This is a genomic window from Aeromonas sp. sif0611 (genome assembly GCF_019218845.1).
GTDB lineage: Bacteria > Pseudomonadota > Gammaproteobacteria > Enterobacterales > Aeromonadaceae > Aeromonas > Aeromonas media.
In genome coordinates this window covers 1-22,097 of sequence record NZ_JAHUWU010000010.1, presented here as the reverse complement: position 1 = coordinate 22,097, position 22,097 = coordinate 1, and the positions used below count along the sequence as shown (strand labels likewise).

Below are 22,097 nucleotides of genomic sequence, written 5' to 3'. Positions count from 1 at the left end.
CCGTTTTTACCTCTTGAGGAGAAGTCTATGTGTGGCATCGTCGGGGCCGTCGCCCAACGTGATGTGGCTGAAATCCTGGTAGAAGGCCTGCGCCGTCTGGAATACCGCGGCTATGACTCCGCCGGTGTGGCGGTGTTCAGCGCCGATCGGCCGCTGCAGCGAGTGCGCCGTCTGGGCAAGGTGGCCGAGCTGGCCAAGGCGCTGGAAGAGCAGTCCGTCCATGGCGGCACCGGCATTGCCCACACCCGCTGGGCGACCCACGGCGAGCCCTCCGAGCGCAATGCCCACCCCCACGTCTCCGAGCATATCGTCGTGGTGCACAACGGCATCATAGAGAACCACGAAGAGCTTCGCAGCCAGCTGCAAGGCATGGGCTACGAGTTCAGTTCCGACACCGACACCGAGGTGATCGCCCACCTGGTTCACCACGAGCTGAAATCCGCCCCCAGCCTGCTGGCGGCCATGCAAGTCACGGTGAAGCAGTTGCGCGGTGCCTATGGCACCGTGGTGATGGACAGCCGTGACGACAGCCGCGTGGTGGTAGCCCGCTCCGGCTCCCCCCTGGTGATAGGTCGTGGCATCGGCGAGAACTTCATCGCCTCCGATCAGATGGCCCTGCTGCCGGTGACCCGCCGCTTCATCTTCCTGGAAGAGGGTGATGTGGCCGAGGTGACCCGTCGCGACGTGCACATCTTCGATACCAATGGCAACGCCGTGGTACGCGAGGAGTTGGAGTCCGAGCTCTCCCACGACGCCGGTGACAAGGGCGAGTACCGCCACTACATGCTCAAAGAGATCTACGAGCAGCCCAAGGCCATCACCAACACCCTGGAAGGCCGTCTGGGCACGGATCACGTGGTGGTCGAGTCGTTCGGCAACGGCGCCCGTGCCATTTTCGACAAGGTGGAGCACGTCCAGATCGTCGCCTGCGGCACCTCCTACAACTCCGGCATGGTGGCCCGCTACTGGTTCGAGGAAATCGCCGGCGTCTCCTGCGACGTGGAGATCGCCTCCGAGTTCCGCTATCGCAAGTCCGTGGTGCGCCCCAACAGCCTGCTGGTGACCCTCTCCCAGAGCGGCGAGACCGCCGACACCCTGGCGGCCCTGCGTCTGGCCAAGGAGTCCGGTTACATGAGCTCCCTGGCCATCTGCAACGTGCCGGGCTCCTCCCTGGTACGCGAATCCGACCTGGCCTTTATGACCCGGGCCGGTGCCGAGATTGGCGTGGCCTCCACCAAGGCGTTCACCACCCAGCTGGCTGGCCTGTTGATGCTGGTGGCCTCCGTCGGTCACTGCCGTGGCAACCTGAGCGCAGAGGCCGAGGCCGAACTGGTCAAGGCGCTGCAGGCCCTGCCGCTGCGCATCAAGGAGAGCCTGGCCCTGGCCAAGCAGATCGAGACCCTGGCCGAAGAGTTTGCCGACAAGCACCACAGCCTGTTCCTCGGCCGTGGCAGCCAGTACCCCATCGCCATGGAGGGTGCGCTCAAACTCAAGGAGATCTCCTACATCCACGCCGAGGCCTATGCCGCCGGTGAGCTCAAGCACGGCCCGCTGGCACTGATCGATGCCGAGATGCCCATCATCGTCGTGGCGCCGAACAACGATCTGCTGGAGAAGCTCAAGTCCAACGTGGAAGAGGTGCGCGCCCGTGGCGGTATCCTCTATGTGTTCGCCGATGCGGACGCCGGCTTCAAGAGCGACGAGACCATGCGGGTGATGAGCCTGAATCACGTGGAAGAGATGATAGCCCCCATCGTCTATACCGTGCCGTTGCAGCTGCTCTCCTACCACGTTGCCCTCATCAAGGGCACCGACGTGGATCAGCCGCGCAACCTGGCGAAATCCGTGACCGTGGAATAAGCCGTTGTCAGACATGAAAAAAGAGTGTATTCGAGTAATAAAGTTGGATACCGGGTAATATAGTTGGATACTAAGTAATAAAGTTGAATACCAAAGCCGCCCTAGCTAAGCTTAATTTATGAGCAATGGCTGGGCGGTTTTTTCATAGCTGGGAAAAAGTACGTCAATACCGAGTTGCAGAATCAGAAGTGGCTACGTGAAGGGAGAGGTAGTGGTCATGGTTCTGATTACAAACCATGGTTAACCGTTAGAGACCTATCCTCTCAAGGTCGTTCACATCGTGTCTTTGGCCATAAATCGCAACGAACCCACCATTTGCTGTCAGATCTGGAGTTGGCCGTATTCTTGCTTTTGGAGTGGAGTCGTTCAACGGTAGATATTCGTGAGCAATTTCCTCTTCGGTTGGAAGATACCAAGGCACTGGCTTTGGAGTCCGGGATAGATCACCCATCCGTTCGCGGCGTTCTCCAAGTGATGAGTTCAGATTTTCTCGTCAACACCACAGACACCAGTCAACCCAAATTCGCATTGCAAGCCAAGTATGCTGAAGCACTGAGTGATACCAGAACCATTGAGAAATTGGAGCTGGAACGACGCTATTGGTTACAAAAAGGAATTCCTTGGTGGCTAATCACGGAGAAGGACATTCCCAGCGTGGTTACGAAAAACATCAGTTGGCTCTATCCGGCACAACGGGATGAGATAGAAATTGATGTCCTGGTGGAGCGAGCGGCGTTCTATCAGCATCACTTTCAGAATGATCCAGAGAGAAGCGTAATTGAGATGGCCAAACAGCTGGATACGGCCTACCAGCAACCCATGGGGCAATCATTGTTGGAGATTAGACAGCTGCTGGCTCAGCGCTGGTTTCTGTTCGACATCTTGACGCCAGTGACCAAGTTGAAAGCCGGGGATTTGCAGTTGGAGAATATTGAGGCGATGTCGGGGGCGTTACGTGTTTCGAATCAATGAAGTTATCAGCGTTGAAGGGATTACCTACCGCATTCTTGCTGAACAGCTGGATGAAATAGTCTGGATTTCTCTGGATGACGAGGCTGCTTTTCCTTCCGTGATCGCGCGACAGGTATTGCTAGACGCTATCGATAACGAAGTGTTGCAGCGGATCGAAGACCCCTATGCCAAGCTTTACTATGCACAGCCTGATGAAGGGACAAAGGCAGGAGAGCTGCGTGATAAAAATTATCAACTTATTCAACCCCTAATATCCAATCCGGAGTGCATGTATCCTAGAGCAAGGAACAGGGTTGTAAATAAAATTATTGCCACACAGGCTACAACCAAAAAAAATCTTTATCGGCTCATCCGACGTTATTGGCAACGGGGGCAGACGCCGAATGCTCTTTTACCTGATTATAAAAACTCAGGCGCGAGGGGCAAGAAGAGGGTATCAAAGGGTGGAAAACTTGGTCGTCCCAGACTGATGGTGACGGGTGCCGGAGTCATCGTTGATGAGCATATAGAACGACTTTTTCGTACTGCTATAGAAAAACACTATCTGCTCAACAATGGTAAATCGTTCGTTGAAACTCACAATCGTTTCAAAGGGATGTATCAAAACTATAACCCTGGTGTTCCTGAATCGGAGTTTCCTACTATTTGGCAGATGAAACACTTCTTCAAGAGGGAATACTCTCAGGTTGAAAAACTGAAGAAAAGAATCAGCAAGATAGATTACAACAAGGATGTCAGGCCGTTACTGGCAACAGCGAACACGCAAGCTCTCGGTCCAGGGTCCCGATATGAGATTGATGCAACGATAGCTGATATCTATCTGGTTTCTGATAGTGATCGACAAAACATAGTTGGTCGCCCGATTGTCTATATGGTCATTGATGTGTTTAGCCGCATGGTAGCCGGTTTTTACATCGGTTTTGAGAATCCCTCCTATGTGGCAGCAATGCAGACTCTGTCTATGGCGATGACTGACAAGATCAAGTTTTGCCAACAGTTTGGTATAGAGATTGATGAATCTGACTGGCCGGTTGCAGGTATCCCTGATGCCATATTGGCTGATCGGGGAGAATTGCTGGGTTGTCAGATCGAATCTCTGGAAAAAAGCTTCTCTACTCGGATTGAGAATACCCCTCCTTTTAGAGGTGATTGCAAAGGCATAGTCGAGCGTTTTTTCAGAACCATACAGGCGGTATTTAAGCCTTTTGCTCCCGGAGTTGTGTCTGGCACCACCATAAAGAAACGGGGAGGAAAGGATTACCGGTTGGATGCGATGCTGAATATCCATGAGTTCACATCCATCATTCTGTCGGCCATCTTGTTTCACAACCGATACCATGTGTTGGAAACCTATGATCGAGATATCGATATGCCTACCGATTTGCCGATGACGCCATTATCACTATGGAACTGGGGATTGCAGCATAGGTCAGGGCGGTTACGGATGGTTCCTGAGGACGCTCTCCGGGTCAGTTTGCTGCCGAGAACTCAGGCGACTATCTCTCCTCTGGGGCTCCGCGTCTTTGGTGTGTATTACACCTGCCAAGAAATTCTGAAAATGGGGTGGTTGCATAGGGGTAAGGATGTCTCCAGGCCTGAATCAGTAGAGGTTGCTTATGACCCGTCTGTTGCTGATATGGTTTATTTGCTTCCTCGAAAAAACAGTGCGGAATATTGGGTCTGTGGGTTGACCGAGCGCTCCCGAGAGTTTCGAGGTTGTTCTTTATGGGATGTATGGTTGATAACCAAGCAACAGAAGGTTGTTGTGGCAGAGGGTAAGCTGGTTGCTGATCGTGAAAAGCGAAGAGTTGATGAGCTGATTGACTCAAAAATTAAGCAAGCGAAAGCCCAGGTTAAAGCTGAAGGCTCATCGGAAGCGTCAGATCGTCAGCGTATTGCTGCTATCAGGGGTAATCGAGCCAAGGCGAAGGACGAAGAGAGAAAATGCGCTGAGCCTGTCACAACATCCGAGCCATCAACTGTGCCTGCAACCGTGATACCTCTTTCTCCAGGTACGGATGACTATAAGTATCCGGATTATATCGACGAGCTCTTCAAGGACGACTAGATGGTATTACCAGCCAATATGGCCAAGGCCGTCTACAACGACCCAGGCATAGAACAGTACCGTGGTAATCCGCTGATAGAGGCGTTGCCACCTATCATGACCACACAGCAGATAAAGCAGGGGTTAAGCGGTTCCATCAAGTTTGATCTAAAGGATATCTATGTTGACGGCCCTTGGCGTGTTCATGTGATATCCCAGTTACTGGATGACTTTTTTCAACCAATAAGCCGCCATTTACAGTTAGAGTCCAAATTATCCATCATGCTCCGGCAGGGATATGTCGGACGTAATCTTAGTGATGGTTCTTTGAATGCACATCTGCAAAATGGTTATGAGCGGGTCATGTCTGGCGAGCTGGATGTTTTTCGGTTCGAGCAGGTTAAATCGACCGCTCGCAGCCTGTCTCTGATCGGGTGCTCTGGTTCTGGAAAAAGCAGCACTATCAACCGGATATTGGCAACCTACCCTCAGGTCATCTACCACGAGCAATACAACTTTACCCAGATCGTCTACCTGAAGCTGGATTGCCCCCATGATGGTTCACTGAAAAGCCTGTGTCATCACTTTTTCAGGGCTATCGATGCGGTGCTGCATACCGACTATGAACGCAAGTATGCACTCAAGCGCCATAGTGTTGAGACACTGATGGCCTTGATGAGCCAAATTGCCAATGTGCATGCAATTGGGGTGCTGGTCATTGATGAGATTCAGCATCTGAGCATGAGCCGCTCCGGCGGGGTGGAGAAGATGCTCAACTTCTTCGTGACGTTGGTGAATGTGATCGGCTTGCCTGTTGTCATGGTTGGCACACCCAAGGCGAGACCTATCTTTGAAATGGATTTGAGATCGGCAAGGCGCGGAGCCGGTTTTGGGTCATTGCTCTGGGAGCCGATGCAGGCAACCAAGCCCACTGTGGATCCGGAAACCAACCAGCTCAAACTTACAGAGTGGATGGCCTTCACCGATAAGCTTTGGCAGTACCAATGGCTGCAACGACGAGAGGAAAGCTTGTCCGATGAGGTACGGGATTGCTGGTTTGATCTGTCCCAAGGGGTGTTGGACATAGTGGTAAAACTCTTTGTTCTTGCCCAGTTACGTGCCATTGCCACCCGTATTGAACGGATCACCCCTCAGTTATTACGACAGGTTTACGAGGATGAGCTCAAGCCAGTTCATGCCATGTTGGCAGCGTTACGCTCCAGAGACCCTGAGTTAATCGCCAGATATTCGGATCTGAGCATCCCGGACATAGACAAAAAGATCCTGGTGCTGAGTGCCAAGATTGATGAGGCAAAAGCTTCTCAGGATTCACATCAGAATCGTTATGATGGCAATGATCAGGCCATCCGCTTGCATAACCTGCTTGTGGGGATGGACTGCCATTCAGAACTGATTGTGCCGTTGATTGAACGTGCTTTTAGCTCCTATCCGAATCTGTCCGTCAGAGAGTTGATGCCCATTGTTCTTGAGTGGTACAACCCGGATGAGAAGCCAGAGAAAAAGACTAAGCCCAAACTTGCTGGCATTGGGCAGAAGGAGTGGCACACGCTGCACTCTGATGACCTGCGTTTCAAATTTTCCCAGTGTGGCAAGGGCAATCTCCTCTACCCTGCATTCAAGAAAGCGGGGCTCACCTTCGATGTAGGTGATTGGTTGAGAAGGATGGGTTAGCCATGCTGAACTTTCCGGTTCCTTATCCCGATGAGCTGATTTACAGCTTGGTGGCCAGAGCCGGAATACACCTGGGGTTAACCAGCCCCAAGCAGCTGCTGGATGAGGTTTTTGCAAACCGGCATGTCATTGCAACGGTTGATCTGCCCAATCATCTGGCCCCTCTAGTCCAATTATTACCGGAGAGTATGGGGCTCGATGTCGCTCGTTTGGCTTATCTGCACACCCTATTTCCTCTGTATGCCCCATTTACCACTGAAGAGCGCAGGCGTCACTGTCTTGAGCAGATGGCTGGGGATTCTCAAGGTGCCATTCATCTGATCCTGGGAGTAGCTGCATCCCGAATTAAACAGTCTCGTGCCCTGCGCTACTGTCCGCAATGTTTGCAAAATCAGCGCAGCGGCCATGGCGAATACTACTGGCAACGGCAATGGCAGGTGATGGGGGCTGATAGTTGTCTGGTGCATGGTGGGTTACTTGAGGCCAATATTGAACGCCATGCTTACCATCGCCATCAGTTTGTTGCCGCCTCCCCGTTAGTTTGTCCCCTACTGCCCCAGCCTGTAGTGGATGCTGGTGTCATCCGGATTACTCGTCAAGTCACGACTTTGTTGCAGCGGCAACCCGATACTTCGCCCTCGTTTTCGCAATGGAGTGCTTTTTATCATCAGCTCGCTAATTTGGTGGGGGGAGCCAAGGGGATGTATGTAAAATATGAAACTATCTATGAGCTTGTCATGGCTCGTTGGTCGGCTAATTGGTTGGATCAGCATGGATTGGCGCTTAATAACGATTCGGGTAATTGGTTGCAGGCTATCTTTCGCAAGCATCGAAAATCTTTCAGCTATCTGGAACATATCGTTGTACTGGATAGCTTGTTGCCTGAGTCTTGGGATATGGACACAGTGCTGGGTGAGGTGCTGAGCATTCCAACGGATATTCATGCTTTTCATCCCTGTCCTCCAGATAAAAAGAGCTCCCTATCGGCAGGGTATCGAGCCAGATGGCAGCAGTTGCTGGAAAGCCATGGGGTGAAGCAGGCCCGTTTATCTCATCAGGCGTTATATGCTTGGCTGTACCGTCATGATCGTCGTTGGCTTCTGGAGTTTAACAGGCAGAACCACCAGAGCAGTGTCAGAGAAAATCAGCGGGTCAATTGGCCACAAAAGGACCGTGTAACTTGCCGCCAGTTACTCAAAATCCTCAATGTGCATGAGCCGAGTTTAGATTGCCCCCGGCTATCTAGGCGATGGTTTCTATCAAAGCTTTCATCAAGCGCGATGATTGAGAAGAACCTCAGAAAAATGCCACTTACAAGCTTGTTTTTGCAGCGATATTGTGAAGATATAGCAGATTATCAGATTCGTCGTTTGGCTCTTTCTGCCAGATCGCTGTTGCAGAGTGGGCATTCATTGAGCCGGTGGCGACTTCTTCGTTTAGCTGGATTGAGTGATGAGCGATTAACCTCGTTGGCTGATGACCTATTGCGAGATGTATTGGGGGCTTGATGCAGGATATCCGTTTTGAAAATATGTCTGACGATACCACCATCTTGGCGATAGGTTCGCTTTTTCGACGGATTGATAACTCCCAATGGGGAATCAATCTGGATCTGTCTCCTAAGGCAGCAACTGCTTCATTGAGGCTCTCGAATATCCCGGTTCTGGCCCGTAAGCGAGTATTGAACCCGACTCAGGAGCATAAGCCTGCGGGGTATCATCTCGTTTTTACTATCGATAACACGGGAACTTGGCAAAGAAAGACACTGGGCGATTACCCGGTTGCGTCGGCGGTTCGTGCCATGGACAAGCGCCAACACTGTTTCTGTTTTCTTGCCAATGACATAGAGATTTATCTTCCCCAAATGGAATTGGCGCGAGCGCTGTTGCTGCATGATGGTTATCTTTCCCGTTCAGCATTGGAGCCGGATTGTCTGAGAAGTGAGTTTTCGATTGAACACGTCAGTCCCGATGTTGCCCGGGTGAATGTGTTGCCTTCCTCCAGCTATCCGCTCAAGTCTCTTGATGACTATGAGTCACGGCGCCTATTGAGCTGGATCTTGATCGATCCGGACGCTCGAGCCTCCTACGAGAGCATAGGTCACTATCAGAAGCTGAACGGTTATGAGAAAGGGGGATATCGGCAATGGGAGTTCGAGTTTACTCCCCCGCCTTTGCAGTCAGTCTCTTTTGAGGTCAGGGGCCGGTTTGATAAACAAACCAGAAGCATGCTGGTTTACGAGATTGCCAGTCTGAAAAATATCAAGGCTGCTATCCCAAATGAGGTCCAGTTTTTCCATCCCAAGCTGCGGGAGTATGTACGTGGGGAGGGGGAGGGCTCGGTGCGCTTGGTAGGTGAACGTCCTCATATTCACTCGGTGCATGATGGTGTGGAAGCCAACGCGGATACCTCACCAGTGTTATTACGGGCGCCAGCCGTAGTCTTTGAATTTTCCAAGGCCTTCAATACACGCAAGGTTGCCGAGAAAAAGCAGGAGGGCGCAAAGGGCAAGGCTGATGAAGAGTTAGGATCTCTGGCTTCAGCCGATGTCAGTACAGAGGAGTCAGTTGTTGGCGGTGTGCTGCCCTGCGCCGAGTGGACTGCCGAATCTGATGAAACAGATGATCTTCACCTCTACGCCAACAAGTTTGATTGCTTTGGGACAATGCTGGATCAGTTGGTCACAGCTCATGGTTGCGTGATTAGATCCAAGCAACTGCGCAAGCTACCAAAACTCTATCGATGTAATCGACATCTGCTTCTGGATGGTAATCCGAGATGCCTGGCAGTTGCCGAAGTAGAGTCGCAGAACCGGATTTTTCATATCCTTGAAGTGGATACCTCAGATGGGATCTGCTCCCTATCAACTCAATTATTGAGGCTGACATCGCAGCAGGGGTGGGAGGAGCAGCTTAGATTATTGGAAGAAGAGCTAACCCAGAAATCACTGCACTGGCCAAGCAAGCGGCTGAAGGAGCTGTGTGGTAAGGATGGCTATTCTGGCATCCCTCATCCGCAGACCAAATCGGTGGATAAGGGCAAGTTGCCTGAGGAGTCGATAGAGCACTGGGCGGCAAGATTTTATAGTTGGATGACGTCAATCTAGCCCAGAGCGAGAGCGTGAACCTTTTGTTAAATTTCGCCGAGTGTTTTGAGGCCAGCATTGAGTACCTTCTCCAGGTATTCACTACTCATTCGAGCAATCTTTTGCTTCCGTCTGACGCTCGCTTTGCGTGAAGTCTCAGCCCTGAGCATGTTTAGCCCCATATGCCAAATACACGCCAAGATTTCTGCTGCATCTGCGCGATAAATCGGGCAATCGTCCTCGCCCATTGTGACGTCCAGCAGCTGACGAAAGACCGGGAGGAGCTGCTGGCGTTCTATGATTTTCCGGGGGGGGGGGACTGGGTGCATATCCGGACGACGAACCTGATAGAGTCGACATTTTCGACGGTCAGGCTACGAAGCAAGAGAGCGCGTAATTGCGGGTCTCGGGAGACCACGCTAACGATGGTTTACAAGCTGCTGGAAGTGGCCCAGAAGAAGTGTAAGCGACTGAAGGGATTTGCGCTGCTGACGTTGGTCGTGAACAACGTGAAATTCAAGGTCGGAGTACAGGTGCTGGATGAGTCAGACAGGAATGCCGCCTGACCGACTCCATACACCAGATTTGACAAAAGCTCAGTGAAGATCCGCCGCACATTTCTGTGGCCCCCAATTATATGACGACAGCACCTAAAAATAAAACAACAACGCTAGAACACTGCTATGCATGTCACAAAAAGTTCTTTTATATATTTACGGTCTCAATCGGATCAGATATAAGTTTTTTACCTCGAAATGTTTCGATGGTGTTAATGGGAGTGTTTAAATATGCAACATGTAAAACAATCTAGCAGCAAATCAGTCAAGGTATTCTCAGCGCAAGTAAACACTAAAGGTAAAGCGAACCTGTCGTCACTTACCGCTATAGCAAAAGCACACCTTGGTAAAAATGGTGAAGGTGATATCTGTGGAAGCTCGACTCGCGTGGTTAGTGGTTAATAATTAACGATATAGATGTTTCCATATAGAAATTTCTAAAGATCAAGAGGGGGGGTTGAGTCCCCTCTTTTTATTACTCAGATGATAGGTAAAACACAATGAATGGATTCAAACTAATAACACCGCATGGCGATTATTTACTTGAGTGTAATACTGACTCAATGTTGGTTAAGGATGTTCTATTAACTAATCGTATTCCATACAACTCCGTTTCGGCATACAAGCTAGATGATACTGGTAAGCCAGAGTGTATCCCGTTCCAAACGTCTACTGTAAAGGAGCTAGAAGAACAGCATAAAGGCTTTGATATCGTTTTTCGAGCTGATCGTAACATCGACTATCAAGCAATTATTGGTAAAGATTTGGATGTATACCGTGATGCGGATTCAGTGCCAACGGCTGAATACACCTTTGATAACCATGATGGCTCAAGCAAAAAACATGTTTTTATGAGTCAGGAAGAGTGCCATGAGTTTGTGAATAGAGAGGTGCTTAAGTTCACAGGAAATTTTGTTGAAGACTATACCAATAAAAATATTGTTGTCGGCATTAGTGGTGGTGGCGATTCAAATACACTTCTAACTAGCCTTATTTATTCTGGCATCCCAAAAGAGAATATCATTCCAGTAATGATGATGGGCATTGCTGATTGGGATAAGGGTTTACATCGTGCGCATAAAATTTGTGAAGATGTTGGTCTAAAACTTAAAGTGGTTGAGTCGAATGAGGTTGATGTTATTATTCGTGGTGAGACAAATGGCGGAAGCTGGGCTGAAGACTTCGAGAGATGCTACCCAGAGTCAGACCTAGAAGTTATTGGAACTTTGGGGATCCGTCTTGTTTTGAGTCATGTTGCAAGAGAGAACGACACAAATATAATTGTAACCGGCCTGAACCTTGAGGATATTCTTGCTGAATCGATGTACTCAATTATTCGTGGTGAAAACCTATCCCCATTCCCTGTAAGAACTATTGACAATATTGATATCTGGTATCCGCTATACCGATGCCCTAAACGAATCCTTGATGGATGCCATCCAAAGCTATCATTAGAAAATTACATGGATAGATACCCAAGTAACCAGTACTGGCGTGCTTGCGGATATTACCTTGCTCAATCCATGTCGACGGTATCCGCAGGCATTGAGTTTCTACTTGTAGATGGCCTTCAGAAACAAAGCCAACAAAACCCACTTGAGCTGAGCTATTACAAAGAACTAGGTTTTAGCGCGTTGCCGAACATTCCGTCAGAATTACTGGAGAAATGGAGGCAGTACATCAATAAAGAGGTTGGGCAACAAGGGGGTTTAAATTGAATATCTTTGCAATCATTCTCGTTGGCTGTTTAACTCAGTTTTCTGGTATCGGCGTTATTGCTACAGCTATCTCTAAGCTTGAGTTGGTTGATAGTTCTGGTGCATTTTCATCTTCAGTATCAATAGCCAATACCTTGGGTGTTAGCTTTACAGGGATTCTACTCGGTGGTTTGTTGGCTCGATATCAAGGGTTTCGGATTGGCTTTTTTGCACCACTATTTTCATCGTTAATGATACCACCACTTATCTTTACAAATAACATCTATGTGATTTTGGCTATAGTTTTTTTTCTCTCTATCATTATTGGTTTAGACAACCCGAACAATAACTCATCACTAAATAAGATGATAAAAGACAAGAAAGATAAAGCCCATACATTCACAAAATATACCACAGCCATGCAATCATCTGTAATTGTCTCTCCGTTGTTGTCTGCGGGTATTGTGGTGTATTTCGGGCATGAAATTTCATTTATGTTCTTTATGCTATTTTATCTTTTAACTTGCCTGCCTTGGGTTCTGAGTAAGGAGTTGAGACAACTAGCATCGAACAAGGAGCTGCAAAGTCAAAATTTATGGTGTGGTTATAAAATCATTATGGACAGTCCAGCTCTGCGAGGCCTTACCATATCAAGGATTTTGAACAACCTACTATTTACTGGTCTAATTGTGCTGATACCAATGATGGTGGCAAAAGCATCGTCAACAAATGAGCAGTTCACTTTTATTCAAAATGTAGTTTTGTCACTTATTAGTGCAGGTTTTGTTGTTAATGGCTTGGTGTCAAACAATATACTAAAAATTCATCCAACTTTAGCTTCGACATTCGCCAAAATGTCCACGCTGTTTGCAGCGCTCGCTATCGCAGTATCAGCAAGTTTTGGTTTTGCTGAATATTCCCTGTATGTGATGGCTGTGATGATTGGGTGGGGGCAGTTCTATTTCCGGATATCAGGAATGACACTTGGTCAAGCAGTAACACCTCAAGAACATCTTGGGGAAGTAATCCTAGCTAGCGATACTTTAGTTAGGGGTATTACTGCTGGGTATTCAGTTTGTTTGCTCTTTTTGGTGAATGCATATGACTCCTTTGTGCCTCTTTTCATTTTTTGTATCATTGGATCTGCTGCGCCGGCTTTCTTGAACCGCTGCTCAAAAATTTACAGAGATGGACTTTCAAGTGAGGTGTGAATGAAAATTTTAACTAAATTAAACCAGAGCCTTATTGATAACGGGAGCGAGATTAGTAAGGTAAACCGAATTTTGTCGATATTGCTGAGTGACGGGATTCGCGCATTCGAGACAAAAGCAAAATGTGTCGTGATATCAGGTGAGTCCGGATCAGGAAAGACCAGATTGGCTAACATTATGTCAAATGTTAGCTATAGGACAATGGTTACAATTGATGCCAAAGATTTGTCCGAAGTTGGGTACACAGGTAAAGATCCAACAACGATATTTGAGAAGTTGTATTTATCAACAGAAAACGACAAGAATAAGGCTGAACTAGGCATCGTTCATATTGATGAGTTCGATAAGCTATGTGCGTCTCCATCTGTTGGTAAGGATGTCAATGGGGTTGGAATTCAACAGTCACTACTGAAGCCACTAGATGGGATCGAGGTTGGCATAAACAACCCTAGCGTGTCGAGAGTAAATCCACAACCAACTGTAAATTTGAATACTAAAAACATGATTTTTATATTAACTGGAAGTTTTAACGGAAAACCCATTAGAACCCCAAATGATTTAATTAAATGCGGTTTTATACCTGAACTTGCGAACAGAGTAGATTTTTTCCTTCATCTTGACCGTCCATCAGAGGAAACCCTCCGTCGGTTGGCCGCCAGCGATGAATATTATGGTGCTGCTATTGAGTATGCAAGTAGCAATAAATTAGAGATCTCATTTAAGGAAGATTTTAAAACCAAGTTAGCAAAACTCGCTTACAAGCTCGGAGGAAACTACAGATCTGTTAGTTATCTTTTTAACAATGTGGTTTACGGGAAGATTGCCGAGCTGGTGATAAGCGGAAGTGCAGAGTATGTCTTCAGTGGTGAGGATTTGGAGCTAGATTATGATTAATATCTATGATTTAAGGGAGTTTTACTCATTAACTATTGATGTGATTCTTAATCGAATATACACAAACTCTAGTCAGATCATTCTCTCAGGGAGAATTGATGAAAAGATTCAATTTGGCCTTAACCTTTCGGCTTTATGGGTAACTTCGCATCACCTTGAGAGGCGCTTGAAAGCAATGGCATCACCGCCTATTATTGACAATCTTATTTTAGACAACTCATATAAGGTACATGACTTAGAGTCTGTCTTGCAGTGTTGCAACAAAATATTGAGCTACAAGGAAGATGTATTGCTTGCTCATGAGCTTGAGACTGTCCAATTGATAAAAAGCCAACTGTCAAAATCAATGACCTTTGTAGGAGATGAAAAAATTGCTGAGTTTCCTCCTGCGAGATCAGATGATATGACCTTTAGTGAGAAGAAAGCATTTAGTGTCAATAGCAACGAAGAACTGGTTTCAAACAATGATAGCTACATTGCTTTTCTGTACTATGTTCTTGTTGATGTAGAAATTTCTGCAATGGAGATTTGCTCACATCAAATTTTAAAAAATAAGAACATGCCAAGAGAGTTTACACTAGATTTTGCAAAACAAATCTGGGATGAAGCTCGACACGCTCAATATATTTATCAATTATTTATAGAAAAAGGTGGCGACCTTAAAAGTCAGTCATATACAAACAACGTTATCGCGCGTTACATGCAGTCTAATTCGCTATTGGAGTCCCTAGTTATCCAGCAAATACTTCAAGAGGGAAATGCTGTTGAGATAAATTTATCTCTTATCAAGGAACTTACCATATTGAACCGATTGCCTGAAGCAAATGCATTTTACAATATTAATAACGATGAGGCTTACCATGTCAAAATTGGTAATAAGTGGATTGGTTATTTGATGGAAGCTAATGAGATTCAGGAGGAAGAATTGCTTGAGCTAATGTTAAACGCTGCGGATAAAATTGATATACCTCTGTTTGGTAAGGGCGGGTGGGATTCAGATATAAGGGCGCAAGTGGGTTTTCCTTCTTGGTTTATTGAGGTTAGAGAACAGATATACAATCACTGACATATACCATCTCCATACATAATGTATAAAAGCAACAATGGAGATTATGATCTGGTTCTTTACACGACTTCATAACGAAGGGTTATGTAACAAGTTTGGTTATTAGTAGAGCCTGTAAATAATTCTGTGTAACTGCCCACTCCATTACAGGTGACCGTTCAGACGATCACCGAACTCGATAATAAAGCGATTCAGGGCAGGCTTCCAATTCTGGATTGGCATGGTCCATTTCTTGGCGGCCTGCTGTATCGCGAGAAACGCCACTTTGGGCGCCGACTCATCGGTCGGGAACAGCTTCCTTTGCTTGGTCGCTTTGCGCAGCACGCTGTTCAGTGACTCGATCGCATTGGTGGTGTAGATCACCTTCCGGATTGCGGGGGGATAATCAAACAGCGTGATCAGATTGTCCCAGTTATTCTGCCACGAGCGCGCTATCTGTGGGTACTGGCTATCCCAGCGCTCGCCGAAGGTCGCGAGTGCCTGCTGAGCCTCACGTTCCGTCGCAGACTGGTAGATCTGTTTCAGTTCAGCCGTCACCGCCTTGTAGTCCTTCCAGGAGACATAGCGCAACGAGTTGCGGACCATGTGGACGATACACAGTTGCACCTTGGTCTGGGGATATTCCACGGCAATGGCATCAGGGAAGCCCTTGAGACCATCCACACACGCGATCAGGATGTCTTCCAGGCCGCGGTTTTTCAGCTCGGTCAGGACCGATAGCCAGAACTTTGCCCCTTCGGTCTCGGCCAGCCACAGGCCCAACAGCTCCTTGTGCCCCTCCATATTGATGCCCAGTGCCAGATAGAGCGACTTGTTGATCACCCGCTGGTTCGCGCGGATCTTCAGCACAATGCAGTCCAGATAGTAGTATCCCACTTTATTACTCTATCCTTTCTCGCTATCGGCGCTGGATTTGCAAATTGGTATTCTACTTTATTTTTATGTAGGTGTTTTTTTATGAAGAAGAATGCGCTATGTAGAATGATTGAGTATCCAACTTTATTACACGCATACAAAAGAGCCGCTGTTGCGGCTCTTTTTGTTTGGCTGGCGGGGCTGCCGTTACGACAGCCGCAGGTTGGTGATGGTCACGTCGTCCAGCGAGGGCACTATGATGCCGCTGGAGATGCTCTTGGCGATCGCCTGGTTGCGGTTCTTCGAATCCGTCTTGTTGGTGACCTGATTGAGGTGGAAGTTCACGGTACGCTCGCTGATGCCCAATATGGTGGCTATCTCCCAGGAGGTCTTGCCCTCGCTGGCCCAGAACAGGCACTCCTTCTCCCGGTCCGACAGCTCGGCCAGATGCTTCATCAGGTCCGGCCTGCTCTTTATCAGCTGCAGCGCCGCGTTGAAGATGTAGCTGGCACAAAATGACAGCATGGGAACGTTTTCAAACATCAGGTCAGAGTTGGACCTTTCCTTGCTGATGAAGGAGAGGATGCCGTGTTCCCCCTGAGGGGTGTGCAGCGGGAAGGAGACACCGTTTCTCACGCCAAAGTCGGCGGCGAGGTTCATCACTTCCCGGCTGGCGCTGGGCAGCCAGGGGGAGTCGCAGTCGAGCTTGTTCCAGAAGATGGGCTGGGTCTGCTTCAGGCCCAGGAAGACCACAGGATCCTGGGTCAGGTAGTGCCGCTCCGTGTAGGCATCAAACCAGCTGGTCGGGCAGTTGTTGAACAAGGCCACGTGTGATTTCTGCATGCTGATGGGGAAAATGATCAGCAACCGAAAGTAATCAAAGCCCATCTGATGGCTGAAGCGCTCCAGTTGTTGCTGGATATCGCTGGTTTTCTTGGCCTTGGTGAACCGATCTATGTGTTCCCAGATCGCATCGTTAAACATGTAAGTCTCCTTCTTCGACCACTTATCATCATGATCGAAAAGACATTTTTTAGTTATTTAAAATGGTGTTGTGACTACCAACGCCAGTTGTTCCCGTGCTTGTCTAAAAAGTATCCTGTTTTTTCAGCCACAGGCCAAGAAAATCATCTGATTGCCACTGGCACGACTCTTTGAGACAATGAGAATAGTTATCATTGTTAAGATTGTGTACCATGAAAAAGATCTGGGGTCTGGCCTTGTTGCCATTGGCCGTTCATTTCGTCGCCTCGGCAGACGATCTGGTCGCGCCCGCACTGAAAAACAGCATCGCGGATGGGAAAGCCTCCCAACAGCGCGTAGAAAAGGCGGCCGATGCCGCCGTTGCCGCCCGGCTGGAGCTGCAAAATGCCCAGCTGCAACTGCGGGATCTGGAAGCCTACAACCGCTACATGCAGTCTCTGGTGGCCGATCAGCAGAATGAGCTGGGCAAGCTGACTCAACAGCTGGAAGCGGTGCAGGAAACCCGTCAGGGCCTGATCCCGCTGATGTTGCAGATGCAGGCGGATCTGGAACAGCTGGTGCAGGATGACATTCCCCTGCGCAAGGAGGACCGTCTGGCGCGGGTCGAGCAGCTGAAGGTGACCCTGGCCCGGGCGGACGTGAGCGAGGCGGAGAAGTTCCGCCAGTTGCTGCAGGCCTACCAGATCGAAGCCGAATACGGCAGCCGGATGGATGCCTATCCCGCCCAGCTGGCGCTGGATGGTGCCGAGCGCCGGGTCGATGTGCTGGCGCTCGGTCGCGTCTCCCTGCTGGCCATGACAGCCGATCGCACCCAGGGCTGGCGCTGGTCCGCCGAGAGCAAGACCTGGTTGCCGCTGGATAGCGAGTGGCTCACCCCCCTTGCCGATGCGCTGGACATGGCGGCCGACAAGAAAGTCCCGCAACTGTTGCATCTGCCCCTGTCTGTCGCGCGTAGCCAGGAGGCTCAGTCATGAAATGGTACCCCCTTCTGATCACCTTCTCCCTCTGCTCCCAGCTGGCCCTTGCCAATGAAGAGTGGCAACAGCAGGAACGGGCCCGCGAGCAACAGGCACAGCAGGATCTCGCATCAGTCTCCACCGAATTGCACAGTGCCCGCGCCAGGCTGGCTGAGGCCCAGCGCCTGAGCAAGGAGCTGGCTGGCCAGTTTGCCAGCAATGAAAAGCAACTGGTCGAACTCAACATCCGCTGGGAGCAAGCCTCCGGCGACATGAACGAGATCTTCGCGGTGACCCGTCAGGGCGCCAGCGATGCGGTCAAGCTGCTGGGTGACTCCTCGGTGCAGGGCCAGTATCCGGATCGCCTGACAGCCTTGAAGGCCATGGCCCAGGACAAGCAGGTGCCGGATCGCGCCGCCCTTGCCCTGCTGCCCGCTACCCTGCTGCAGGAGATCCGCGAGTCGGGTCGGGTTGTCCAGTTCGATGGCAAGGTGCTCAATGCCCAGGGCGCGGCCAGTGAGCAGGCGCTGACCCGGGTCGGCAGCTTCGCGCTGTTTGGCAGCGAAGGCTTCCTGCAACCGAGCGGCGAAGGGCTGATCCCTGTACTGGGGCTGCCCGGCGGCTTGCTGTCCGAGCTGACCGCCTATCAGGGCAAGGAAGGCGAGGCGTTGCCGCTGGATCCCTCCCACGGCGTCCTGCTCGAGATGCAGGCCCAGGCGCCGACCTTCTGGCAGCAAGTTCAGCAAGGGGGCCAGGTTGGCGCCATCATAGTGCTGCTGGCCGCCATCGGCCTCGGCATTGCCGCCGTACGGCTCTGGACCCTTTCCCGCGAACTGACCCTGGTGCGTCGCCAGCTCAAGAGTGGCGAATACCACGCCGACAACGCCCTCGGTCGGGTGCTTACGGTGGCGGACAAGCACCCGGAGCTGAGCATGGAGACCCTCGAACTGAGGCTGGACGAGGCCATACTGCAGGAGACGCCCCGGATGGAGCGTGGCATCGGCATGGTCAAGGTGATCGCGGCCATCGCCCCCATGCTGGGGCTGCTCGGCACCGTCACCGGCATGATAGGCACCTTCCAGGCCATCACCCAGTTCGGTACCGGCGATCCCAAGATCATGGCGGGCGGCATCTCCATGGCGCTGATCACCACGGTTCAGGGGCTGGTGGCCGCCATTCCGCTGATCCTGGCCCACAGCCTGCTGCAATCCCGTTTCACCGAGCTCTCCAACGTGCTGGAGCAGCAGGTCGCCGGCATTCTGGCCGAGCGAGCCGAGAATAACGGGGACGGGATGGAGCGGGTGGCATGATGGTCGACATCTGGCAACAGTTGCAGAGCTTCATGGGCCGTGGCGGCCCCGTGCTCTGGGTCATCCTGGCCTTGCTGGTGCTGATGTGGATTTTGATGATCGAGCGGTTGCTCTACCTCAACCTGGGCTTCGGCCCGCTGCAGCGGCAGCTGTTCGGCCGCTGGCAGGGGCGCAGCGAGCGACACAGCTGGCACGCCAAGGCGATCCGCAGCCGCTGGCTGGCCGAGGCCGAACTCGAGCTCAACCGCCATCTCATCTTCATCCGCACCCTGGTGGTGCTCTGCCCCATGCTGGGTCTGCTCGGCACAGTGACCGGCATGATAGGCGTATTCGATGCGTTGGCCGCCGCCAACCGCTTTAACCCGGAGAGCATGGCGGGCGGGATCTCCCGCGCTACCATCCCCACCATGGCAGGCATGGTGGTGGCGCTCTCCGGCGTGTTGTTACTCAGTCGTCTCGAGAGCCAGGCCAAGCGTGCGCTGGCCAAGACCCGGGACGGCCTGCGAGAAGAGAAGGTAATGCAATGAGACGGCAATCCAAACGCCAGCGTGATGAAGTGCAGATCGACATGACCCCCATGCTGGATATCGTGTTCATCATGCTGATCTTCTTCATCGTGACCACCTCCTTCGTACGGGAAGCCGGGCTAGAAGTGCACAGGCCCCAGGCGAGCCAGGCCAAGGCGCAGAAGTCCTCCAGCATCATGCTGGCGATCGGCGCCCAGGGGCAGATCTTCCTCGACCGCAAACAGGTGGATGTGGAGCGGGTGCAGGCCAGTCTGGCCCGTCTGCTGTCGGAGCAGCCCGAGGCCAGCCTGGTGATCCAGGCTGATGAACGGGTGCCCCATGGCAAGGTGGTGCGGGTGATGGATGAGGCCAAGGCGGCAGGCATCGCCAATATCGCCGTGGCGGTGGCGCCGAAATGAAGTTCAAGCTGATGAGCCTGGGGCTGGGGATTGCCCTCAGCCTGGGGATCCTGCTGTTCATGGCCACGTTGGTGGAACCCCCCCGGGGAGAGAAGGCCTCGTCCGAGCAGAAAGCCATCGTCATCAACATGCAGACCGAGGTGAACGAGGTGCAGGTGCGCGAGCGCCCGGTACCCCAGGAGCCGGAACCCTTGCCGGAGCCTCCCGCCGCTCTGGCGTCCACGCCCATGCCCATGCCGGCAGCGGCCCCGCTGCCCTCGGTGCAGCCCAGCCTGGATCTGGTATCCAGCCTGAGCGCAGTGCAGGTATCTGCCCCCGGGGTCGCAACCAGCCCTACCCCGGTGGCGAGCGGCAGCTTCCATGGTCAGTCACAGGGCGCGGGCATAGGGGTCGGCGACATGCTGACCCCCTTGCAGCGGGTCGAACCCGTCTATCCCTATCGGGCCCAGCAGGCCGGCATAGAAGGCTCGGTGACCCTGCGCTTTAGCGTCGATGCCGAGGGGCGGGTACAAGATGTGGAAGTGATCGACGCCAAACCCAAGCGGCAGTTCGAGCGGGCGGCGATTCAGGCCGTCAGCAAGTGGCGCTACCAGCCAAGACCGGGTGCCACCGACAAGCTGGTGCAAACCATCAATCTCAAATTCAAATTGGAGTCATAACCATGTTGCGGATCTGGATCTGCCTGCTGGCCCTGGTCAGCCAAGCCTGTCTGGCCATGGAAGTGAGCCCTCATTTCTCCCGTCAGCTGGAGCCTGTGATGAAGCTCTATCAGTCGGGTCAGTGGCAACAGGCCCAGAACAAGGCGACCGGGCTCAAGCCTGGCTCCGATGCCGAGCGCGCCTGGCTGGCCCAGTTGCAGGCTTCACTGGCGGCCAACCTGCAGCAGACCGCACAGGCGAGTCGCTACGTGGAACAGGCGCTGGCCTATAAAGAGTGGCCCGAGCAGCAGCAGCTCCAGTTGCTGCGTCTGCGTGGGGATATCCAGGCCCAGCAATCCAACTGGTCAGGCGCCATCGCCAGTTACAAGGCGGCACTGGCACTCAAGTCCGACGATGTCTTGCGCTTGCGTCTGGCCGGCCTCTATTACCACAACAAGCAATACGGCGAGGCGGTCAGCCAGAGCGAGCAGTTGCTGAAGAAAGGTTGGTACAAGCAGACGGCGATCATTCGCCTCTCCGCCCTCACCGCCTTGCAACGTTATGGCGCAGCGGCAGAGCAGGCAGAAGAGCTGATCCGCCACGAACCAAAAGAGAGCAAGTGGTGGCAACAGGCGGTATCGCTCAACCTCTCCGCCAAGCGCGGGGACCAGGCGCTGGCGCTGTTGCAGACCGCCATCGATCGTCAGTTGATGGACGATGCGGCCGCCCGCAACCAGCTGATCCGGCTTTATGCCTGGCAGGGGCTACCCTATCGCGGTGCCCGTCTGCTGGAAGCGGCCATGGCCAAGGGACAGATGAAGGCGAGTGCCGAGAACCAGCAACTGCTGGCCCAGTTGTGGGAAGGTGCCCGCGAGTGGCCCAAGGCGGTAGATAGCTGGCAACTGCTCGCCAAACAGCATGCCCAGCCCAAGGCGGTCATGCGCGTCGCCGAGCTGTTGTTGCAACAAGGCAAGACAGAAGCCGCCATGACCCAGCTGGTGGCCATGAAGTCAGCCAAGGGTGAGCAGGGCAATAGAGCCAAGGCGCTGCTGGTGCAGGCACATCTTAATAAGGAACAGTATGCCCAGGCGCTGGAGCTGGCTCGCGAGCTGCAACAGCAGGACAACTGGCAACAGAAGGCGACCAGCTGGGTCAACTACATCCAGGCCCAGACCGATGGAGTGAACAAAAAAGCGGCATGAAACGGAGCTAAAACTCGCATTTCATGAGGTTCAGCCTGCTTTTTCAGCAAACTAACGCATTTTTACAAAAAGCCCTTGTCATCCCGGCGCGGCTCCCTATAATGCGCCCCTACCAGCACGGCGGAACACGCCGGACTGATGAGTCT

At 51.6% G+C, this 22,097-nt stretch carries 17 protein-coding genes and 3 pseudogenes; 17 read left to right on the top strand and 3 right to left on the bottom strand.

The annotated features are described in order from the left end of the window. Positions 1 to 27 precede the first annotated feature (27 nt). The 6 genes from glmS to KW824_RS18240 all read left to right on the top strand — a co-directional run bounded on the left by glmS (position 28) and on the right by KW824_RS18240 (position 9,677). The gene (glmS, locus tag KW824_RS18265; RefSeq protein ID WP_218410647.1) at positions 28 to 1,860 is read left to right on the top strand and encodes a glutamine--fructose-6-phosphate transaminase (isomerizing); all 1,833 of its coding nucleotides are present in this window, start codon (positions 28 to 30) and stop codon (positions 1,858 to 1,860) included. 315 nt (positions 1,861 to 2,175) lie between these two features. After that, the gene (locus KW824_RS18260) at positions 2,176 to 2,832 is read left to right on the top strand and encodes a TnsA endonuclease N-terminal domain-containing protein (RefSeq protein WP_218410645.1); all 657 of its coding nucleotides are present in this window, start codon (positions 2,176 to 2,178) and stop codon (positions 2,830 to 2,832) included. Then, on the top strand, positions 2,816 to 4,900 hold the full coding sequence (locus KW824_RS21245; protein ID WP_218410644.1) for a Mu transposase C-terminal domain-containing protein: 2,085 nt from the start codon (positions 2,816 to 2,818) through the stop codon (positions 4,898 to 4,900). Before KW824_RS18260 ends, KW824_RS21245 begins: the two co-directional genes overlap by 17 nt. Continuing rightward, positions 4,901 to 6,571 (top strand): AAA family ATPase, encoded by a 1,671-nt coding sequence (locus KW824_RS18250; protein WP_218410642.1) that lies wholly within the window; start codon positions 4,901 to 4,903, stop codon positions 6,569 to 6,571. A gap of 2 nt (positions 6,572 to 6,573) precedes the next feature. Continuing rightward, positions 6,574 to 8,079: a TnsD family Tn7-like transposition protein gene (locus KW824_RS18245; RefSeq protein WP_218410640.1), complete on the top strand. Its 1,506-nt coding sequence runs from the start codon at positions 6,574 to 6,576 to the stop codon at positions 8,077 to 8,079. Beyond that, a complete protein-coding gene (locus KW824_RS18240) occupies positions 8,079 to 9,677 on the top strand; it encodes a Tn7-like element transposition protein TnsE (protein ID WP_218410638.1) in 1,599 nt (532 codons plus the stop codon). The genes KW824_RS18245 and KW824_RS18240 overlap by 1 nt, the downstream gene beginning before the upstream one ends. Before the next feature lie 26 nt (positions 9,678 to 9,703). On the opposite strand, the pseudogene KW824_RS18235 reads toward KW824_RS18240, so the two are convergent. Next, positions 9,704 to 9,919, bottom strand: a pseudogene (locus KW824_RS18235) (ISAs1 family transposase); the annotation flags it as partial. On the opposite strand from KW824_RS18235, the pseudogene KW824_RS18230 reads away from it, so the two are divergent. The 5 genes and pseudogenes from KW824_RS18230 to KW824_RS18210 form a co-directional block, all read left to right on the top strand. Further along, positions 9,911 to 10,222: pseudogene (locus KW824_RS18230) on the top strand (transposase); the annotation flags it as partial. The pseudogenes KW824_RS18235 and KW824_RS18230 overlap by 9 nt on opposite strands. 491 nt (positions 10,223 to 10,713) lie before the next feature. Then, the gene (locus KW824_RS18225) at positions 10,714 to 11,931 is read left to right on the top strand and encodes a hypothetical protein (RefSeq protein WP_081934696.1); all 1,218 of its coding nucleotides are present in this window, start codon (positions 10,714 to 10,716) and stop codon (positions 11,929 to 11,931) included. Next, a complete protein-coding gene (locus KW824_RS18220; protein WP_182310295.1) occupies positions 11,928 to 13,121 on the top strand; it encodes an MFS transporter in 1,194 nt (397 codons plus the stop codon). Before KW824_RS18225 ends, KW824_RS18220 begins: the two co-directional genes overlap by 4 nt. After that, entirely contained in the window at positions 13,122 to 14,015 is an 894-nt protein-coding gene (locus KW824_RS18215) for an AAA family ATPase (protein WP_182310294.1), read from the top strand. Further along, on the top strand, positions 14,008 to 15,081 hold the full coding sequence (locus KW824_RS18210) for a DUF455 family protein (RefSeq protein WP_182310293.1): 1,074 nt from the start codon (positions 14,008 to 14,010) through the stop codon (positions 15,079 to 15,081). Before KW824_RS18215 ends, KW824_RS18210 begins: the two co-directional genes overlap by 8 nt. Before the next feature lie 144 nt (positions 15,082 to 15,225). On the opposite strand, the pseudogene KW824_RS18205 reads toward KW824_RS18210, so the two are convergent. Both KW824_RS18205 and KW824_RS18200 read right to left on the bottom strand, forming a co-directional pair. Beyond that, positions 15,226 to 15,945: pseudogene (locus KW824_RS18205) on the bottom strand (IS256-like element ISAs3 family transposase); the annotation flags it as partial. 198 nt (positions 15,946 to 16,143) lie between these two features. Further along, positions 16,144 to 16,920: a LuxR family transcriptional regulator gene (locus KW824_RS18200; RefSeq protein WP_005326226.1), complete on the bottom strand. Its 777-nt coding sequence runs from the start codon at positions 16,918 to 16,920 to the stop codon at positions 16,144 to 16,146. Between the two features lie 212 nt (positions 16,921 to 17,132). Here KW824_RS18200 and KW824_RS18195 point away from each other — a divergent pair, with 212 nt between their 5' ends. From KW824_RS18195 to KW824_RS18170, 6 genes are read left to right on the top strand one after another with little or no spacing between them, the layout of a single operon-like run. After that, complete coding sequence (locus KW824_RS18195) at positions 17,133 to 17,894, top strand: DUF3450 domain-containing protein (RefSeq protein WP_161507789.1); 762 nt, start codon at positions 17,133 to 17,135, stop codon at positions 17,892 to 17,894. Next, the gene (locus tag KW824_RS18190) at positions 17,891 to 19,186 is read left to right on the top strand and encodes a MotA/TolQ/ExbB proton channel family protein (RefSeq protein ID WP_218410636.1); all 1,296 of its coding nucleotides are present in this window, start codon (positions 17,891 to 17,893) and stop codon (positions 19,184 to 19,186) included. The genes KW824_RS18195 and KW824_RS18190 overlap by 4 nt, the downstream gene beginning before the upstream one ends. After that, on the top strand, positions 19,183 to 19,713 hold the full coding sequence (locus tag KW824_RS18185) for a MotA/TolQ/ExbB proton channel family protein (RefSeq protein ID WP_025328851.1): 531 nt from the start codon (positions 19,183 to 19,185) through the stop codon (positions 19,711 to 19,713). Before KW824_RS18190 ends, KW824_RS18185 begins: the two co-directional genes overlap by 4 nt. Then, on the top strand, positions 19,710 to 20,111 hold the full coding sequence (locus tag KW824_RS18180) for a biopolymer transporter ExbD (protein WP_005326222.1): 402 nt from the start codon (positions 19,710 to 19,712) through the stop codon (positions 20,109 to 20,111). The genes KW824_RS18185 and KW824_RS18180 overlap by 4 nt, the downstream gene beginning before the upstream one ends. Then, positions 20,108 to 20,770 (top strand): energy transducer TonB, encoded by a 663-nt coding sequence (locus KW824_RS18175; RefSeq protein ID WP_025328849.1) that lies wholly within the window; start codon positions 20,108 to 20,110, stop codon positions 20,768 to 20,770. Before KW824_RS18180 ends, KW824_RS18175 begins: the two co-directional genes overlap by 4 nt. 2 nt (positions 20,771 to 20,772) lie before the next feature. Further along, positions 20,773 to 21,951, top strand: coding sequence for a hypothetical protein (locus KW824_RS18170; protein ID WP_218410634.1), 1,179 nt, complete (start codon positions 20,773 to 20,775; stop codon positions 21,949 to 21,951). Positions 21,952 to 22,097 lie beyond the last annotated feature (146 nt).

Bases quoted from the DNA above. Each gene is read 5' to 3' on its own strand.
- glmS (WP_218410647.1), top strand. From the start codon at position 28: ATGTGTGGCATCGTCGGGGCCGTCGCCCAACGTGATGTGGCTGAAATC.
- KW824_RS18250 (WP_218410642.1), top strand. From the start codon at position 4,901: ATGGTATTACCAGCCAATATGGCCAAGGCCGTCTACAACGACCCAGGC.
- KW824_RS18245 (WP_218410640.1), top strand. From the start codon at position 6,574: ATGCTGAACTTTCCGGTTCCTTATCCCGATGAGCTGATTTACAGCTTG.
- KW824_RS18240 (WP_218410638.1), top strand. From the start codon at position 8,079: ATGCAGGATATCCGTTTTGAAAATATGTCTGACGATACCACCATCTTG.
- KW824_RS18225 (WP_081934696.1), top strand. From the start codon at position 10,714: ATGAATGGATTCAAACTAATAACACCGCATGGCGATTATTTACTTGAG.
- KW824_RS18215 (WP_182310294.1), top strand. From the start codon at position 13,122: ATGAAAATTTTAACTAAATTAAACCAGAGCCTTATTGATAACGGGAGC.
- KW824_RS18210 (WP_182310293.1), top strand. From the start codon at position 14,008: ATGATTAATATCTATGATTTAAGGGAGTTTTACTCATTAACTATTGAT.
- KW824_RS18200 (WP_005326226.1), bottom strand. From the start codon at position 16,920: ATGTTTAACGATGCGATCTGGGAACACATAGATCGGTTCACCAAGGCC.
- KW824_RS18195 (WP_161507789.1), top strand. From the start codon at position 17,133: ATGAAAAAGATCTGGGGTCTGGCCTTGTTGCCATTGGCCGTTCATTTC.
- KW824_RS18190 (WP_218410636.1), top strand. From the start codon at position 17,891: ATGAAATGGTACCCCCTTCTGATCACCTTCTCCCTCTGCTCCCAGCTG.
- KW824_RS18185 (WP_025328851.1), top strand. From the start codon at position 19,183: ATGATGGTCGACATCTGGCAACAGTTGCAGAGCTTCATGGGCCGTGGC.
- KW824_RS18180 (WP_005326222.1), top strand. From the start codon at position 19,710: ATGAGACGGCAATCCAAACGCCAGCGTGATGAAGTGCAGATCGACATG.
- KW824_RS18175 (WP_025328849.1), top strand. From the start codon at position 20,108: ATGAAGTTCAAGCTGATGAGCCTGGGGCTGGGGATTGCCCTCAGCCTG.
- KW824_RS18170 (WP_218410634.1), top strand. From the start codon at position 20,773: ATGTTGCGGATCTGGATCTGCCTGCTGGCCCTGGTCAGCCAAGCCTGT.